15 protein-coding genes are annotated in these 17131 nt (G+C 52.0%); 7 read left to right on the forward strand and 8 right to left on the reverse strand.

Translation table 11 applies throughout. The features are described from left to right. Positions 1-101: 101 nt before the first annotated feature. The 3 genes from SAMA_RS02865 to cutA form a co-directional block, all read right to left on the reverse strand. Positions 102-1709: a cation:proton antiporter family protein gene (locus SAMA_RS02865; protein ID WP_011758657.1), complete on the reverse strand. Its 1608-nt coding sequence runs from the start codon at positions 1707-1709 to the stop codon at positions 102-104. 123 nt (positions 1710-1832) lie between these two features. After that, a complete protein-coding gene (locus SAMA_RS02870; protein WP_011758658.1) occupies positions 1833-3656 on the reverse strand; it encodes a protein-disulfide reductase DsbD in 1824 nt (607 codons plus the stop codon). Then, positions 3653-3985: a divalent-cation tolerance protein CutA gene (gene cutA, locus SAMA_RS02875; RefSeq protein WP_011758659.1), complete on the reverse strand. Its 333-nt coding sequence runs from the start codon at positions 3983-3985 to the stop codon at positions 3653-3655. The genes SAMA_RS02870 and cutA overlap by 4 nt, the downstream gene beginning before the upstream one ends. Positions 3986-4197: 212 nt before the next feature. On the opposite strand from cutA, the gene SAMA_RS02880 reads away from it, so the two are divergent. Then, positions 4198-4788 (forward strand): FxsA family protein, encoded by a 591-nt coding sequence (locus SAMA_RS02880; protein ID WP_011758660.1) that lies wholly within the window; start codon positions 4198-4200, stop codon positions 4786-4788. 62 nt (positions 4789-4850) lie between these two features. Here SAMA_RS02880 and SAMA_RS02885 read toward each other — a convergent pair whose 3' ends face one another. Further along, the gene (locus SAMA_RS02885; RefSeq protein WP_011758661.1) at positions 4851-6671 is read right to left on the reverse strand and encodes a protein kinase domain-containing protein; all 1821 of its coding nucleotides are present in this window, start codon (positions 6669-6671) and stop codon (positions 4851-4853) included. A gap of 204 nt (positions 6672-6875) precedes the next feature. Here SAMA_RS02885 and SAMA_RS02890 point away from each other — a divergent pair, with 204 nt between their 5' ends. Continuing rightward, positions 6876-7220 (forward strand): hypothetical protein, encoded by a 345-nt coding sequence (locus SAMA_RS02890; RefSeq protein WP_011758662.1) that lies wholly within the window; start codon positions 6876-6878, stop codon positions 7218-7220. Positions 7221-7288: 68 nt separating this feature from the next. Further along, a complete protein-coding gene (locus SAMA_RS02895; protein WP_011758663.1) occupies positions 7289-7945 on the forward strand; it encodes a thiopurine S-methyltransferase in 657 nt (218 codons plus the stop codon). A 125-nt stretch (positions 7946-8070) separates the two neighbouring features. On the opposite strand, the gene SAMA_RS02900 is transcribed toward SAMA_RS02895, so the two are convergent. Both SAMA_RS02900 and SAMA_RS02905 read right to left on the reverse strand, forming a co-directional pair. Further along, positions 8071-9156, reverse strand: coding sequence for a porin (locus SAMA_RS02900; protein ID WP_011758664.1), 1086 nt, complete (start codon positions 9154-9156; stop codon positions 8071-8073). A gap of 385 nt (positions 9157-9541) precedes the next feature. Continuing rightward, a complete protein-coding gene (locus SAMA_RS02905; protein WP_011758665.1) occupies positions 9542-10609 on the reverse strand; it encodes a porin in 1068 nt (355 codons plus the stop codon). A 349-nt stretch (positions 10610-10958) separates the two neighbouring features. Between SAMA_RS02905 and tcdA the strand changes: the two genes are divergently transcribed. After that, entirely contained in the window at positions 10959-11747 is a 789-nt protein-coding gene (gene tcdA, locus SAMA_RS02910) for a tRNA cyclic N6-threonylcarbamoyladenosine(37) synthase TcdA (RefSeq protein ID WP_041410066.1), read from the forward strand. Here tcdA and SAMA_RS02915 read toward each other — a convergent pair. Then, positions 11744-13387, reverse strand: a complete 1644-nt coding sequence (locus SAMA_RS02915; protein ID WP_011758667.1) for a sensor histidine kinase — start codon at positions 13385-13387, stop codon at positions 11744-11746. The genes tcdA and SAMA_RS02915 overlap by 4 nt on opposite strands. Before the next feature lie 169 nt (positions 13388-13556). Between SAMA_RS02915 and SAMA_RS02920 the strand changes: the two genes are divergently transcribed. Next, positions 13557-14177 carry a superinfection exclusion B family protein gene (locus SAMA_RS02920; protein ID WP_011758668.1) on the forward strand — a complete coding sequence of 207 codons (621 nt, stop codon included), beginning with the start codon at positions 13557-13559 and terminating at the stop codon, positions 14175-14177. A 96-nt stretch (positions 14178-14273) separates the two neighbouring features. Here SAMA_RS02920 and SAMA_RS19310 read toward each other — a convergent pair whose 3' ends face one another. Next, complete coding sequence (locus tag SAMA_RS19310) at positions 14274-14402, reverse strand: DUF3149 domain-containing protein (protein ID WP_011758669.1); 129 nt, start codon at positions 14400-14402, stop codon at positions 14274-14276. Positions 14403-14647: 245 nt separating this feature from the next. On the opposite strand from SAMA_RS19310, the gene SAMA_RS02930 reads away from it, so the two are divergent. Further along, positions 14648-16204, forward strand: coding sequence for a bacteriohemerythrin (locus SAMA_RS02930; protein ID WP_011758670.1), 1557 nt, complete (start codon positions 14648-14650; stop codon positions 16202-16204). A 186-nt stretch (positions 16205-16390) separates the two neighbouring features. Beyond that, positions 16391-17128, forward strand: coding sequence for a substrate-binding periplasmic protein (locus SAMA_RS02935; protein WP_198134294.1), 738 nt, complete (start codon positions 16391-16393; stop codon positions 17126-17128). Positions 17129-17131: the final 3 nt, after the last annotated feature.

A 17131-nucleotide genomic window follows, 5' to 3' on the forward strand; every position in this document is an offset into this window, starting at 1 on the left:
GGCGGCTTCCCTGAGTTATACCACGTCTTAAAAAGCCGGAAAACTGAGATTTTTGCGATACGTGAACAAACAAAAACGCCGCGAATTCGCGGCGTTTCAAATCAGCCTCTGGCCTGGGCCAGTTCACCCTCTGCGGGCATCAACTCTGTGGCGACGTGCTCCACAAAACCCGCACCCGCGGCTTCATAGAGATTGTAGACACTGTGCACGCCACTCTCTTTCAGGGAGTCGGTGTGTTCTGCGTACTGGACAATGGCGCTGATCTTACCCTGATAGTCCTGCTTTTTCAGTTGTTCTACCGCAAACAGGTTGCCCGCGTGATGGGGCATGGCCAGCAGCACAAGATCCAGGTTGGGTGCCCTGTCGAGCTTTTCCCAGAAGTCGGTATCCGAGGCATCGCCCTGTACCACGTTACGGCCCTGAGCCCGGTGGAAGTCCACCAGTTCCTGCTTGTGCTCAATGCCAAGGATTTCACCTTCGAATCGGAGTTTGAGCTCATCGTAGGCACCCGAACCAATACGGCCCATACCCAAAATCAGGAAACGGGGGTTACCAATAGGGATGGGTCTGTCTTCCGGATGCAGGGGCGGACGCTCCATGCGTCTGAGGGGCTGCTGGTATCGCTGGTAAATCTTACCCACCATGTTGTTGAGGGGGGCGGCCAGCAAAAAGCTGAAGCTCAGCGCCACGGCGATAATAATGAGCCACTGAGACGGCAACCATCCTTTGGATGCGGCTACCGCCGCAACTATCAGGCCGAATTCGCTGTAGTTGCCCAGATTGAACGAAGCCAGCATTGAGGTACGGGAGCGCAGCTTGAAGCGGGTCAGCAGTACCACAAACAGAGCGACCTTGAAGGGGATGAGCGCCACCAAGAGCCCGGCCAGCGCCACATCCTCCAGGCTTGGCAACCCATTGAGGCCTATGGTGAGGAAGAAGGCGACGAGGAATAATTCTTTAAAATAAAACAGTGACTTGGCGAGTTCGGATGCCTTGGGGTGGCCCGCCAGTAACACACCGACAATCAGGGCGCCCAAATCGGGCTTGAGCCCTACGGCTTCAAAGAGCCAGGCGCCAAGCACCAGTGCCATCACCAAACCGAAGAGCACCAGGAGTTCACCATGGCCGACCCGGTCAAAGGCGCGGTAAATCAGTGGTCTGGCGATTGGCAGCAACAGCAGTGTCAGTGCCCAGATTGAGGGCCATTCTCCCTTTGAAACCGTCAGGAAGCCCACCGCAAAGATATCCTGCATGATGAGGATACCAATGGCGACCCGGCCATAGAGGGTTTGCATATCCCCTTTGTCTTCCAGCACTTTCACGGCAAAGACAGTGGAAGAGAAGCTCAGGGCAAAGGCCAGCAGCGACAGTTGATTGAGACTGAGGTCGGTAAGCTGGCTCAGGCCCAGAATGCCCAGCAGCTTGAGGATGGGAACCAAAAACAGCATGGTGCCGACGAGATGCAGGCTGGCGCCGGCCCAGACTTCGGCCTTGAACAGGCTGCGAATATCCAGTTTCAGGCCAATGGCAAACAGCAGCAGGGTCACACCGAGATCGGCAAATTGCTGAAGCATGGGCAAACTGGATTCTTCAATGCCAAACATAAAGAGCACAAAGCCAGCGGCCAGATATCCTATCAATGGCGGCAAACCGACGCGGTTGACCAAGAGGCCGCAAGCGAGGGTGATGACGAGAATGGCCGGCTCCATGAAACTCCTTAAAAGATAATTCAGCTATAAATCAGGTATCTTAGCGGACTTTATTTAATGTGAGATGAAAAAGGCAAAGATTTCAGTGAAATCTTTGCCTTTAGTTATAAGGGAAAAAGGGGATTAATGCACTTGCAGCAGGTCCAGGTGCGCCGCAAAGTCTTTGGGGCCCATAAAGCCGGTGACTCTTAAGTCATCACGCAGGCCGCTCTGGGGATCGAACAGCAGCAGTGTCGGCAGACCAAGCACATCGTAGGTCTCCAGCAAGGTTACGTCGATGGCGTCAGACTTGGTCACATCGGCCTGAAGCAGCACCATGTTATCCAGGCGCTTTTTCACTTCCGGATCAGGGAACGTAATGTGCTCAAATTCCTTACAGGCCACACACCAGTCGGCGTAGAGGTCCAGCATCACAAACTTGCCTTCAAAGCGGGCTATGGCCAGCTCGGCATTGAGATCTTCTACTGACTTGATGCGCTTGAATTCAACCCCTTTTACGGATTGTTGTGCAGTATTGTTGGTGGGCATCTGATAGCCCAAACCGCCCATCACAGCCTGGAAGCCGTAAGAGAATGCGGCCAGCAGTCCGAGCATCAGCAGCACAGTGCGCACGGTTTGTTTCCAGTTGAATTCGGTCTTTTTGTTTTGATGCAGCAGATAGCCCGCAAGTGCTACGCCCCACAGAGCCCACAGCAAATCGGACACCATACCTGGCCAGATACGACCAATCATCATCACAGATACCGCAATTAACAGGAAGCCAAACACAGTCTTGATGATTTCCATCCAGGCGCCTGCGCGGGGCAGCAATTTACCACCGGAAGTGCCCATCAGCAGCAATGGCAGACCCATGCCCATACTAAGCACGTACAGGGCGGCAAAGCCCATCAGCAGGTCGCCACTTTGCGCCACGTACACCAGAGCGCCCGACAAGGGGGCCGTGGTGCATGGCGATGCCACCAGACCGGAGATCACCCCCATAATGAAGACGCCGGTGAGGTTGCCACCTTTCTGGTTGTTGGACAGGCCATTCATCTTTTCCTGCCAGGAAGAGGGCAATTTGAGGTCATACAGGCCAAACATAGACAGGCTGAGGACGAAGAAGAGTATCGCCAGACCAATCAGTACCGCTGGGTGTTGCAGCGCGGCTTGATATTTCATCCCTGCCGACGCCACCACCAAACCCAGCAGCGAATAGGTAATCGCCATACCTTGCACATAGGCCATGGACAGGGTAAAGGCGCGGCCCGTGGATAACTTTTCACCCTGACCGACGATAATGCCCGACAGAATAGGGTACATGGGGAATACGCAGGGCGTAAGCGCTAAACCAATGCCCAAACCGAAGAAAATCAGCAAGGTCCAACCGAGGTTTCCTTCGGTCAGCATCTGCGCCAGACTGTCCTGTTGGGTCAGAGGTGCAGAGGTTGAAGTGCCTGATACTGTGCCGTCAGATACAGGTTTTGCGGATTCGCCTGACAGCTTGCCATCGTTGGGGGCCACAGCGGTAAGCTGCTTGCTGACCCTGGTGGGTGGGAAGCAGAGTTTGCCTTCGGCGCAGCCCATGAAGGTGAGGGTCAGTGTACCCTGATCCATGGCTTCTTTGAGGGCAACGGTAAACTCAACATAGCTGTAAAATACCTGCTGCTCGCCAAAGTACTCGTCGTTGTGCAGCTTACCCGGCGGCAGCGCGACCTCACCCAGGGTGGCGTTGTCGGCTTCAAACTTGAGTTTGTCGCGGTAAAGGTAATAGCCATCGGCAATCACAAAGGACACCCGCACCCGATTCCCGTCCTGGACGGCATCAAACACAAAGGCTTCATTCACGGGCATCAGCTCGGGCTCGCCCTTGAGGAAATCGAATTTTTTACCAAAAATATCATTGGCATGGGTCGATGGGGCCAATAACAGCAGACAACTAAACAGCAGGGTGATGATTTTTTTCATGATTGTGTATTGTCGTTTATCCAGTTCAAATAGCCGGGCAGGGCCTCGGTTACGGGCGTCGCGATAATCTCAGGCAACTCATAGGGATGCAGCTCAGAAATCGCCCGTTCCACCTCGGCATACAGTGCCCGCCGGGTCTTGATGAATAAGGGATATTCCCTGTCTTCACAGAGTTTCCCTTGCCAATGGTACACCGACGTCACAGGGCCACCCTGCTGCACACAGGCAGCAAGGCTGTTGCTCACCAGACGTTTGGCAATGGCAAGGCCGACATCCTCTGAGGGGCAGGTGGTCATAACCAGGATATAGTCATCCATGGACTGTGCCATGATCTCTCCCAAGGTTTAAAACTCCCTTAAGGCTGCTAAGTTAGCCTTAAGCTCAGGTTGGCAAACACTTTACGTGTTTTGTCTGACTCTTGCATTAAGAGAAAGCTGAAATAGTGATACGGGTTGTTTCTCCCCGCAGCGACAGCCGGTACTCTTGAAATTTGACCGGACAGCCCCCATTTATCTTGCAACCCACTGTATTCGAGGTCGCCATGTTTTTTGCTTTTGTTCTGATCTTTATCCTGATCCCCGTGGTCGAGCTCTCGGTGCTGATTCGGGTTGGCGAAGCGCTCGGCAGCCTGACCACAGTGGCACTGGTGCTCTTCACCGCAGTAGTAGGGGTATCCCTGGTTCGCAGTCAGGGATTGTCGACCCTGATGCAGGCGCAGCAGAAAATGGCCCGGGGTGAGGCGCCTACGTCTGAATTGGTACAGGGCATGATGCTGGCCATGGCCGGAGTCCTGCTGCTGATACCGGGCTTTGTCACCGACTTTATTGGTTTGCTCCTGCTCACGCCCATTACCCGTAAACCCCTGGCAGCTTTGCTGCTGAAGCGCTTGCAACTGAAAGTGGTGGGTCAGGGTGGCTTTGGTGCCAATTCTCAGGGGCCTTTTGGTCAGGGGCCGTTTGGCCAGGGACCTTTTGGTAACGACCCCTTCAATCGCCAGGGTGGCAACACCTTCGATGGCGACTTTGAACGCAAAGATGACCCCATGGCGCAAAGTCATCAGCTGAACCAGCCCAAAAATCCGGCCAGTGAAGATGATACTGCGCAGTCTGACACCCACAAGCCCAGAGACTGAACTGTGCGCTGGGTTTAGTGGCCGCACGCTTCAGCAGCGGGTCTTTTTCCACACTCGATGATTCAGGTTTCGGAATGTAACTGCCTGGGATCTTTTGGATAAAAGGCCTCGGGTTTGGTGCTGATTTTGGCGAACCTGCGGGTGTTCTTGTAGGGCAGCTTCATAAAGCCAGAGACTCCGTTACCGTGAATCTTATCCACATGGTGCAAAATTCTGTCGAGACTCGCCCGGAATGCGGCCTGCTTGCGCGGGTTAAGCAGCTTTAAGTAGCTGTGGATCTTCAAATGATCGCCAAGGGCCTCAAAGATGATACAGCCGGTGTGATGGATTTGGTTTAGCCAGCCAAGCTCGGTCATGATTTCGGCGGGTAGCTCCAGGTTTTCGTCCGGATCTTTGCCGTCTTCAAAGTACGAATGCAGCCGCGACTTGTCTTCCAACATGGGTACATCGCCCACTTCAAAGGGTAACTGCTGAGCGGGGCTTGCCACAAAGGTGCCGCTGACGGGATCGCGGCTGATGTGCAAGGTGTCCCTCGCATTAAAAAAGCAGGCTTTGAAGGTGCCCAGACGGCCTATGCCCCGGGCGAGGGTGACCATGTTGTTTACTGCCTGCACCAATGCCTGTTTGAGCGTGGCGTCGTGCAGCGCCAGATTGGAGTCGATAAATACGCCATCCTGCTGCCAATGGAGCGCGAGCCCCCCGACTATGGGGTATTGCCCCAATCTGCCCACCGCGGCAATAAAGCCCTTCTCGGTATCCCCCATGCCGGCCAGAAAATTGCGGTAGTACTTATCCAGTTGCACATCATCAACCCGGGCGATGGGCTCATCGGCATTGTGCTCGCGCAAAAAGGACTTGCGCGAGCTGTAGCTCACGGTATCGACCTCTTTACCCCGATTCTGTACCCACACGGGGATCTCGGCCATGGCTTCCGGGCGGGGGATATCCGGTAACAGCAGCCGGTGACTGTGGCGCATACTGCGAAGAAAATAATCACCGCCCCGGTTGCGGGTCTGGGCATCATCACTGAGCATGGCCTCCAGGGTGCGGGCAAGCTCCATGGGCAGGCCAATGCTGGTGGGCGGAATAACTCGGGAGCCAAAACGGCTGGCTTGTCCAGACGCCAGGGCATAGAGGGTAGCGGCTACTCCCTGCTCGTCGAATCGTGGGCTTGAGAGGGCGCCACTGAGCTGCTCATCGCCGATAAAATACACATCCCCCATGCGGGCATTGGTATGCTGCTGGTCGCTGGAGAGCAGATTCATTACATGTTCCTCCACCGGTCGGCCCAGTTCGTCCCGCTGGGCAAACACGGCCGAGCCCCAGTCAATCAGCGATAAATGACCTGTGGTTTCATCGTAAACCAGGTTGGAGGGCTTGATGTCGCCATGGACCAGCGGACGTCCCGTTCTAAGATAAACAAGCAAATCGGCCAGCTGGCGCGCAATGCTCATGATCATGGGAATAGGCAGAGCACCGCGGCGACGACACAGCTGCTCCAGCTCTTCACCCGGTGCCCGAGCCATCACCAGAATGCCCTGTTTGCCGACCCGTTCAAATTTGACCAGCGGCGGCACATTGGGGTGGCGACAGTGTGACAGCATAAAGGCTTCTTCTTCGAGCCTGTCCTGGATTTGCTGGGGCAGAGTAATACGGGAAAACTTGAATACGTGGGCTTCGCTGGCCTCATTGATGCCCGCAAACACAAAGCCATAGGCGCCCTTGCCAATAAATTCTATGTCCCGGTAACCCAATTTGGACAGCTGCTGTTTACACAGGCGTACCCAAGCCTTGTGCTTACGGGCGTCGTCGGCCTTGAGCAGGTAGATGGATTGTTCTTCAGAAATATAGAAGTGTTGCAGCTGTGGCGTTTGGGCGGACAAAAACGGGATCCCCGGCGCTGATATTAATCCATCATTAAAGCCATATCCGCCGCAGACAGGCAAGGTATTTAGCGGCTGCCTACCCAAGTTTTTTGACCGCCATTTTGATGCAAATCAACTCCGGCGCAGACAGCACAGGCTAAGGTGTTTTTATCAATTTATACTTTGCTTAACCGCAGGCTGGCGGCGATTGAGGAGGGCAGGATGAACGCCCAAAAGAAACAACAACTGATTGAACTGTATGACTTTGCACGTAAGCGTATCATTCAGTCAATGGAGCTGAGGCACTGTCCCCATGCCGGGTTTTATAACAGTGTCGATGAGCGCTGCATCTATTGCCATCAGGGGATGGAATGCGTGTGGATGAATCACAACGACGAATTGGTCTCACTGGAAGAGAAAAGCGAAGAAGACCTTAAGCAGCAACTCTTGGTTGCAGTAGACTTTGTTGACTCCAATTTGTCGCCCTATCACCTGACCCGGCGCAAGTGTCAGTGTGAAAACTGTGTCTGGTTGCGTCAGGTGAACGAGGCATTGAACGCGCCCTGAAGCGCGCTTTGCATCCCCCAGACTTTGCCGCTAGAGTAAGGCGTCTTTTTTCGTCATAGGGGATGGTCATGGAGCCCGGATTCTGGCACGACAAGTGGCAGTCACAACAGATTGGATTTCACCAATCGGATATCAACCCATTCTTGGTCAAACACTGGGAAAGCCTGAAACTTGAAGGTAAAGGCAAGGTGTTTGTCCCCCTGTGCGGCAAATCCCTCGACATGGAATTTCTGGCCGCCCAGGGACACGAAGTTATCGGCAGTGAACTGTCTGCGTTGGCTGTGAGCCAGTTTTTTGAGGCTGCAGGTGCAAAGCCGCAAAGCCGTACCCAGGGGGAACACGTACACCACAGTGCGCAGGGTGTGACCTTGATAGAGGGTGACTTTTTCACTCTGGATGAGGAGTTGGTTGCCGGGTGCAGTGGTTTTTACGATCGCGCCGCTCTCATCGCCTGGCCAGCCGAGATGCGCATCGATTATGTGCGTAAGCTTGCCGCCTTAATTCCCGCCGGTACTCCGGGATTGCTGATTACTCTCGACTATCCCCAGGAAGCCCTGATAGGCCCACCCTTTGCGGTTTCCCCCAATTGGGTGGAAGAGTTTGTGGGAGAATATTTCGAGGTCGTAGTGCTTGAGAGCCAGGATGTGCTGGCCGATAATCCGCGCTTTGTGAAAAAAGCCGTGCCCTGGCTCAATGAGGCGGCTTATCTGCTGGTGCGTAAGTAATCTCTTTATTTCCGTTCATATCTGGCAAGGCCAGCATAAAAAAAGCGACCCATGGGGTCGCTTTTTTTGCCTTTACGGCGGTCTGGTATTTTCAGCCAGACCTGCCTGCTTGGCGAAGCCTTGACTTAGAAGTCGTAACGTACACCCACGGTGAACACGTTGTCGTCTTGCAGGTCAACACGCTGGCCAGCGGTTACGTGGCTGCCTTCATACATGGCATAGTGAGCGAACAACAGGGTAGACTTGGCTGCGCGGTAGTCGGCACCCAGAGTAATGTTGGTGACTTCGATGTCAGAACCAGACAGTGTCTTGTTTACGACTTTACCGTCAACTACTTCGGTGTACTTAACAACGTTACCATAGTACTTGCCCATGCCACTTTCATCGTAGCCATATTCGGCTTTCAGGTTTACACCGTTCAGGTTGTAAGCCACGTTGACAAAGTAAGTGTTGTTGTCGTTGCCGCTGTCCACTTTCTCGGTGTTCTGGAACAGACCGCCTACCTTGAAATCACCCAGTTTTACCTGAGCAACTGCGCGGTATGCATCGACGTTGCTGATGCCCTTGTTGTAGGCACCGGCAAGGTAGAAGTTGTGCTTCTTCAGGCCCTTGTCACCGACGGTAACAGACAACGCATACTGAGCGTCGTCGCTGCCATTGTTGTCTTCCATCAGGTAGGTGGCATTCAGGGTTACCAGGTCAGCGATCACTGGAGAGTAGTACCAGATACCGTCGGCGCTGCGGGTTTGTGCTGCAACCAAACGGTCGATATCCGCGTTGGTGTTACCGAACAGGTCCACGCCGCCTTCAGACTGCTTGAATACTGTGTCGTTGCGGCCTACCAGTACGGTACCTGCGCTGGTTTTGATACCCAGATAAGTGTTACGTGGCTTGAATGTATCACCTGAACCAGAGGTGTTCTCTACCTGGAACTCCATTTGGTAAACGATATCGATACCAGAGCTGATGTTCTCAGTACCTTTTACACCCAACCAGGAGAAGTTGTTTTCGATGTAGGTGCCTGAGTTGTTCTCGTTGGCAAAATCATTGGTGTTGATACCTTTAGTGCCAGACTGCACAGTGGTACCTACGTCGGTGTTGGTGACTGACAAATCAAGACGGCCATAGAACTGAGGACCTTCGGCCAGTGCGCCGAATGATGCCAGGGCCATTACCGATGCTACAGATGCAGAGATAAGGGTCTTCTTCATGTTTACATGCTCCCTAGAACCGAAGTTCTGTTCCATTTTTATGGTTATTGAGTTGTTTTCCTCTGGTTTGCTACAGGCAAACAGCCTGGTAACAAAGTTGCCGATGATTTTTACAGGTTTACCGATTGTAAGTTGTGGAGTGGATCAAACTTTCAGGCCGTACAGGAAGGATTTAAGGCATTTTTGTGACTGAATCCTTTCTTGACGGCATTTTTACGATAAATCGAGCAAAAACACAGCGTTGACTACCCATAAATGGGTAATTAGTGTCGACAAATTTGGTTTAACTTTAGCAGTAGTGCATATAACTGCAATAAAAGTATCAAATTTTTTGCATTAAAAAGCGGCCTGCAGGCCGCTTTGTATAGGTATTTTTATCAGATGCTTAGAAGTCTACCCGCAACCCCAGGGTGATCACGTCGTCTTCCAGGGAGACCTTGTTACCACCAAGTAACATATCCCCGTCAAATCGGGTGAAATGACCATAAACCAAAGTATTTTTGCTTAGACGATGATCGGCACCCAGGGTGTATTGCTGCAAATCGACGTTTTCGACCTGTTCCATGCCAACGTCAGAATCTCCCACCATGCGACCGACATACTTACCCAAACCTGAATCGTCCTGGCCGTAGCTGGCCTTCAGGGTGGTGTTACCCAGCTTGTAACCGGCGTTGATAAACCAGGTGTCACCTTCCAGATTGCTGTACTTATCTGCCACATGCTCCGAGTTTTGGTAGAGCGCGCCCAGTACCAACTCCCCGAATTTAACCTGTGCCACGCCGCGGTAGGCTTTAATGCCATCCAGGCCATCATTGTATGCAGCAGCAACATAGTAGTTTTGGGCCTTCAGGGCCTTGTCACCCAGGGTGGCCGACAGGGCATAGGTGTTACCGCTCCACTCATCGTCTTCACCGGGGTTGAACCAGCTACCTTCTTCATAGTTATCTTCCATGACGTAGGTGGCGTTCAGAGTGAGAATATGAGCGATTTTGGGGGAGTAGTAGGTGATGCTGTCACCAAGACGGCTCTGCCCTGCCACCAGCAGATCGATATCCGCATTGGTGTTGCCAAACAGGTCGAAGCCTCCCTCTGACTGTTTGAATACGCTGTCGTTACGGCCAATTAACGCGGTACCCGCCTGAGTTTGCAGGCCCACGAAGGTGTTACGGGTATTAAAAGTGTCGCCTGAGTTATCGAAGTTATTTACGCCAAACTCCATTTGATAAATCAGGGCGACGTTTTGGCTCAGCTTTTCACTGCCTTTGACGCCGAGCCAGGAGAAATTGTTTTCAAATACAGTGCCGTCTTTTTGGTTTTGGGTGGCGTAACCTGTATTGGAATTGGTGGCTGCCAGGTCAACACGGCCATAAAACGCAGGGCCATCAGCCAGGGTGGCGAATGAAGACAGGGCGGCACCCGTGGCAACGGCCGATGCGATCAGGGATTTTTTCATAGCGGATTCCTCACTATTGACGGGACAGGGGCGTTGGGTTATTGCCCCTTACTTGAATGCGGCAGCAGTGTGGCAGTCCGTCAAAAGGCAAAGTGTGATCACTATCACATCAAGTAAAATGAGGCGTGTTTATATCCCATTGTTTTACTTTGATAAAACAGGTTTTTATTTAAGGTTTAACCGCTCGATTTATCTTCTGGAACCTGTCGCTGACAGTGCTAACATGTCAGGCACACATGGCCTGATTTGTATCAGGCCGCTCAGAAACGTCCTGTGCTTTCGGGCTGCGGCACTTTAGGCTAGAATGCGGCGTTTTTTACGGCATGGGGATCCACAGGTGGAACAGCAGCTGACACAGTCCTATCTGGACCGATTTGGTGGTATTGGCAGACTCTATGGTCAGCAGGCGCTGGTGCGTTTTCAGCAAGCCCATGTGCTGGTAATAGGCATAGGGGGCGTCGGCACCTGGGTGGCAGAGTCCCTTGCCCGCAGCGGCATCGGTCATATTAGCCTGATGGATCTGGACGATGTGTGTGTGACCAATACCAATCGCCAAATCCACGCATTGAACGATACCATAGGCCAGTCCAAGGTGGCGGTGATGGCAGAGCGTATCCGCGCTATCAACCCTGAATGCCAGATTGACGAGTTGGAAGACTTTATCACCCCCGACAACCTTGCTGAATATCTGGGACCCACATCGGGTATCGACTATGTGGTGGATTGTATCGATGCAGTGAAACCCAAGGCTGCACTTATTGCTTGGTGCAAACGCAATAAAATTCGCATCATCACGGTTGGCGGTGCCGGTGGCCAGCTGGATCCCACGAAAATCCAGGTGACAGATCTTTCGCGCACCATTCAAGACCCCCTGCTTGCCAAGGTGCGCAACATTTTGCGTCGTGAGTACAATTTCTCCCGTAATCTGGATCGCAAGTTTGCCGTCGAAGCGGTGTTTTCCACTGAGGCGCTGACTTATCCGGGTAAGGATGGCGAGGTGTGTGCCACTAAACCTGCCGAAGGCGGCAGCATGCGGATGGACTGTGCTTCAGGCTTCGGCGCTGTGACCGTGGTCACCGGCACCTTTGGTTTTATGGCGGTGAGCCGGGTATTGATGTGGCTTAAGCAAAAAGCCTAGATATGGAATTGATACCCGTCTTTGACTGAGTCGCTGGCCTGCAGATCGTCATCCCGTTTTACCGGGATGCTCAGGACAAAGCAGGCCCCCCCCAGAGTTGACTTTCCTTCGTAACGCACACTCCCTTTAAGCAGGGTTGCTGCATTGAATGCCGCTGACAAGCCCAGCCCAGTGCCTCCCCGGGCGCGGATGGTGGTATAAAATGGCTCAAACATATGCTCGGCGACATCAGCGGCGATCCCGGGGCCATTATCCTCAAGGCGCACGACAAGGCGCCGGTTTTCCAGATAGGCCTCTACCCGGAAGAGATTTTCCCGCCCCTGTGCGAAGGCATGGGCATAGATGTTGGACATCAGATTACTCAGTATCTGGTTGAGCAGACTGTAGTTTGTTTCTACCTGTAGCTCATCGGCAATATCCAGTTCCATGTTGGCCATTGTTGGCGCATAGATAAGCTGTGTGGAGTCATGGATGTCCCGACACAGCTGGGCAATGGGAATTTGCTCGTGAGCCTCATGGCTGTTTTCCGCTGCAATGGTTTTGAATTTCTGGATGAGGTTACTGGCGCGGGTGATATTGCTGACGATGAGCTCACAGCTTTGCTGGTATTCTTCGAGAATGGCGTTGATTTCCTCCAGGGTGGCTTCTTCACTGTGAATAAGGCTGATGAGTTCATCGATGTGAGCCAACTGGGTACTGGCAGCGGTGAGGCAAATCCCAATTGGGGTGTTGATTTCGTGGGCAACACCGGACACCAAGCCCCCAAGGGCAGCCATTTTCTCCTGCTCAACCAGCGCCTCCTGTGCTCTTTTCAGAATTAACAGCGACTGTTCCAGCTCCATGGTGCGCTCTTTTACCTGCTTGGCGAGTTCTTCCTTATACGAGCGCTCCAGTTCCAGTAGCCTTTCTCTGTCTTCCAGCGCGTGTTGCAAGTCGGACTTGGACTTTTTCAAGGCACCGAAGGAACGATGCAGCTGTTCCTGCATTTCGTTTATTGCCAGGGCGACCTGATCGAACTCATTTTGAGCACCGCGCTTTTGAAACGTCAGTGGCTGATACTCATGTTCTACGCTGATGTCCTGGCAATAGGCTGCCAGAGTATTGAGGTGGCGGGTAATGTTGAGCCACACCAGGATAAGGATCATGCCAGCCACCAAAAAGGTTTTTATGGCGTTGGAGAGCAATATGATGATGGCCTTGTCATAAATGCGTTCGTACACGGCATTCAAGTCGGCCAGGATAGTGAGTTTACCCACGGAGATGCTTTCACTGCCGGAGTTGTAGTTTAGGGAAAACACCTTCTCAATAAAGTTCTTGTCGATGGGGGCACCGCGGCTCCAGTGCTGGCCGCTGTCGTCATCGATGGAGATATAGGTAATGTCGGGCAGCTGGATAAGGCCTTCGAGTTGCGTATTGATAAGGCGCTCATCAATCACCCAGATACTGGCCGCCAGCACGTCGAGGTTAACTTTCTCGATGTTGGAGAAGGCACGATCGATACGGTTAAGATCGCCGTTATAGTCGTTAAACAGCTGATAGCCGGTGGTGATGAGTGTGATAAGCGAGCTGAACAGCACGATCGAAATCATCAGCCTGCGACCGATTTTGCTGCTCACCGCCTGACGAGAAAAACCCAGCATGCTTTCTAATTAGCCCCAACCTGCATTTGAATATGTATAAGCATAGTTTGGCTAATAAAAAAACGCTGAAATTCTGCAACCTGAGTACAAATTGACATATCTGTTAAGGCTGGCATTTAACTTGCTACGAGTGATCAGAAGTTCAATTTTTTGACGGAAGAGGTGTGTGATGAAGGTGCCTGAATGGAATGTCCCGGGGGTTGAATCACTGAAAGCCTGGGGGTTTAAAAGCATGCTTTGGCTGCTGATAGCGACCCTGACATTGAAATTTGCGCCGCAATCCTGGCTGGCGACTTTGCATCTTGACCAGTGGGTCATTCAGGAATCGGCCTTGATAGGTCTAGGATTGATTGTTGCCTGTGCTTTTTTTGCATCGCTTTTGGCCAATTTTTTATTGGACGAGGCTATCAGTTACCTGGGGACCAAGCGGAAGACAGAAGTGATTGAGCATAAGGTCAAATTGCTCGATCCCGCTGAGCGTGCGCTGCTCAGAGAATTCTTTTTACAGGGAAAAACTATTCTGACCCTGCCCGTAGAAGAGTTGGCAGTGCGCAGCCTGGTAGAGACCAATATTCTCGAGTGCCTCGGAAATGTGAAGCACTATGCCATCCAGGGGTCAACGGCCGATTACAAGATAAGTATGCTGGCGAGAGAGCATCTGAACCGAAATGTACTCAGATTGCCCAATGGGGAGCTGAGTCAGGAAGATATGCAGAACCTGATAAAAGCGCGTCCTGGATTTGTAGGTAGCGTGGTATCACACCGCAAGCCACCTCAGCGCGCAGCCTGAGGCTCGAAGAAGAAAACACAGACATAAAAAGGGGGGCCATTCGGCCCCCTAATTCACTCTTGAAACATGCACAGTTAAGAACATTGAAAGCAAAAACTAAGGCTTCGCAGACTTCACAAACAGCATCCACATAATGTAGGAAATTATCCCTAAAGTGGTGAAGATCACTATCATTGACATTAACCCTATCGGGTTACCAAACATCAAATCCAGCCAAAACGCCATGATTGAAATCCTCTTTTCCGTGAAGTCGAGTTTAAGGTAACTCTCAGTTCCCTTGGCTTTCCTGATCTTGATCAATAAAGCTCCCTATTGATTAGCACTATGAAAAACAAGTGTTAATAATTTGATGTGAATCAACTTTTGCTCAATTTTGAGAGCCTGGACCATAATTGCTGTTGGGATGAACAGACAAACTGCCGGGCTCCCCCTCTTTTTGGGTAGTCGGGTGGTGAGCTTGAGGGATGCCAATGCTGTTTGAAAACAAGATGTTCCAACGACTGGGCTGGCTGTTGCTGTTGGTTGTATTGGTGCTGTTGTTGACCAAATCCCTGTGGCTTGAAGCCATGGTGCTGCTGCTCGCGGCAGTTATCATTGGCACAGGCCTTATGGGGCAGGCCAAAGCCCTGGCGGGTTTGGAGAGCGGGGTAGCCAACCTTGCCGACGGTGATTTGACACAGAGATTTGATGGTCATGTCAGTGATAACTATGCGAAGGTCGCCAAAGGGTTGCGGCGCATGAGCGAAGATGTGACCCGGACCGTGTCGGGGCTTTCGGATACCAGCGAGGCGATGAATCAGGTTGCCAGAGAGCTGAAGTCAGTCAGTGAGCTTGCTACCTTGGGCGTGGCCTCGCAGAAACAGCGTACCGAAGAGGCAGCAGCCTCCATGGCGCAAATGGTGCACACGGTGCAGGATATTTCTGCCAGTGCTGCACGTGTTGCGGCATCGGTCGACGACACCATGGGGCGCGCCGAACATGGTGGTCGGCTGGTCAATCAGGCGGTGGGTCGCATCAATTCGATGGCCGAGCAAATCAGTCAGAGTGAAATTGTTATCGAACAGCTGGCGCAGGATGCTGCCAGCATCAGCAGCATTATCGACACCATTTCTCAGGTTGCTGAGCAAACCAACTTACTGGCACTTAATGCAGCTATTGAGAGTGCCAGAGCCGGCGAACACGGTCGCGGCTTTGCTGTGGTGGCAGATGAAGTGCGCAATCTGGCCAAACGTACCTCGGAAGCGACGGTGGAAATCCAGCAGCAAATACAGGCGCTGCAAGCAGGAAGCCGTAACGGTGTGGCCGTGATGCATGCCTCTGTGGCGCTTGCGGAAGAAACCAGGGGACTGGTGAGTCAGGCCAGTGAAGCGCTCACTGTGATAGTGACGCAGGTTGGCGAGATAACCCAGATGAGCCATCAAATCGCTGCTGCGTCTGAACATCAGCAGCAAGTGGCCGAGCAAATCAACGAATCCATTGCCTCTATCTCCCACCAGGCAACCGAAAATGCCGCCAACACCAATCGCAACAATCTCGCCAGTCTTAAACTTTTCAACATGTCTCAGGAAATTGGTTCCCTGCTGCACAGATTTCATGTGGACAAGAGTCGTATTCGCCATGAGAACGCCTTTGTCAGTTGGGGACCATCCCTCGACATTGGTATGGCCGAAGTCAATCGCCAACATCAGCGACTCATTACCCTGATAAACGAGCTGCACAGGGCCATCAACGAAGGTTATGGTCTGGCGGCAATCAAGCGTATTGTGCAGGGGCTGGTGGACTACACCGCCAATCATTTCAGTTACGAAGAAGAGTTGTTCGCGCGCTTTGATTACCCCCAGAGTCAGGACCACGAAGATGAGCACAAGAAATTGGTCACTCAAGTCCTCGACTTTCAGCGTCGGGTGGGACGGGGAGAAAACGTCTCGGATGAGCTGATGGCGTTTCTCAAGGCCTGGCTTATCAACCACATTCAGGGCAGCGATAAGCAATATGCCCCATATCTGATTGCCAATGGGGCTGACTAACTGTGTATTAAACACCGTTTTTAGTTGCAGCAAATGAGATTGAAATTTGGACAATTTCGTACAATTTGTGGTTAAGCGAATTCTCAGTAGTTGTCGTAATGTAAGGAAAGACTCTCAAAATTTCATGGCGAATAACTTTTTATAACTGATATGAATCGAAGAGCTTTATCCACATTGCAGCGCTTTATGGCGGTGCTGTGTCTCTGCGGAGCGGCCTGCATAGCCAAAACAGAGGAGCTACGTACTGTAACCATGGCTGTGAGTGATTCTATTGCACCATTTTTTATTGATTCACAGCATGGTCTGCAGTACGAGCTATTGGAGGCGATATTGCAACATGCTCACTTTCGTCTGAATGAAGTTAAGCTGGCCCCCAATTATCGTGCCCGACGTTGGCTTGAAAATGGTGAGGTAGATTGTTTGATAAATGCGCCAGAGGGTATTGAGGGCGCGATTTACACTGCACCTTACAGCCAATTTCATAATGTGGTGGTTAGCTTGGAAGCATCACAACTGACGATTGATAAAATTGATGATCTCTCATCTATCAGTTTGGTGGGTTTTCAACACGCCAATCGCTTTTTGGGGGTTAATTTTGCGGAACTGACAATGCGCCACTCTAGATATTTAGAGGTTGCCAGCCAGCGCAATCAGGTGCGGATGCTACTTTTGGGGCGGACGCAGGCAATTGTAATCGATGAAAATATCCTGCATTGGCAGCTGAAAACATTGCAGTCAGGTCTGGGTGAGTCTAAAGCACTACGCTTTCATGATCTTTTTGAACCAGTCATGTTACGAATAGCATGCCTTGATCCGCGGGTTGTCATTGCGCTGAATGCTGGCATTGAACAGATAAAGCTTCAGGGACAACAACAACGCATTGTCGACAGTTACCGCCTGAAATCAGGAACCGTTAAGTACTGACTA

This window comes from Shewanella amazonensis SB2B (genome assembly GCF_000015245.1).
GTDB classification, from domain to species: domain Bacteria; phylum Pseudomonadota; class Gammaproteobacteria; order Enterobacterales; family Shewanellaceae; genus Shewanella; species Shewanella amazonensis.

Bases quoted from the DNA above. Each gene is read 5' to 3' on its own strand.
- SAMA_RS02895 (WP_011758663.1), top strand. From the start codon at position 7,289: ATGGAGCCCGGATTCTGGCACGACAAGTGGCAGTCACAACAGATTGGA.
- SAMA_RS02870 (WP_011758658.1), bottom strand. From the start codon at position 3,656: ATGAAAAAAATCATCACCCTGCTGTTTAGTTGTCTGCTGTTATTGGCC.
- SAMA_RS02915 (WP_011758667.1), bottom strand. From the start codon at position 13,387: ATGCTGGGTTTTTCTCGTCAGGCGGTGAGCAGCAAAATCGGTCGCAGG.
- SAMA_RS02890 (WP_011758662.1), top strand. From the start codon at position 6,876: ATGAACGCCCAAAAGAAACAACAACTGATTGAACTGTATGACTTTGCA.
- SAMA_RS02900 (WP_011758664.1), bottom strand. From the start codon at position 9,156: ATGAAGAAGACCCTTATCTCTGCATCTGTAGCATCGGTAATGGCCCTG.
- SAMA_RS02935 (WP_198134294.1), top strand. From the start codon at position 16,391: ATGGCGGTGCTGTGTCTCTGCGGAGCGGCCTGCATAGCCAAAACAGAG.
- SAMA_RS02865 (WP_011758657.1), bottom strand. From the start codon at position 1,709: ATGGAGCCGGCCATTCTCGTCATCACCCTCGCTTGCGGCCTCTTGGTC.
- SAMA_RS02880 (WP_011758660.1), top strand. From the start codon at position 4,198: ATGTTTTTTGCTTTTGTTCTGATCTTTATCCTGATCCCCGTGGTCGAG.
- SAMA_RS19310 (WP_011758669.1), bottom strand. From the start codon at position 14,402: ATGGCGTTTTGGCTGGATTTGATGTTTGGTAACCCGATAGGGTTAATG.
- SAMA_RS02905 (WP_011758665.1), bottom strand. From the start codon at position 10,609: ATGAAAAAATCCCTGATCGCATCGGCCGTTGCCACGGGTGCCGCCCTG.
- SAMA_RS02920 (WP_011758668.1), top strand. From the start codon at position 13,557: ATGAAGGTGCCTGAATGGAATGTCCCGGGGGTTGAATCACTGAAAGCC.
- SAMA_RS02930 (WP_011758670.1), top strand. From the start codon at position 14,648: ATGCTGTTTGAAAACAAGATGTTCCAACGACTGGGCTGGCTGTTGCTG.
- cutA (WP_011758659.1), bottom strand. From the start codon at position 3,985: ATGGCACAGTCCATGGATGACTATATCCTGGTTATGACCACCTGCCCC.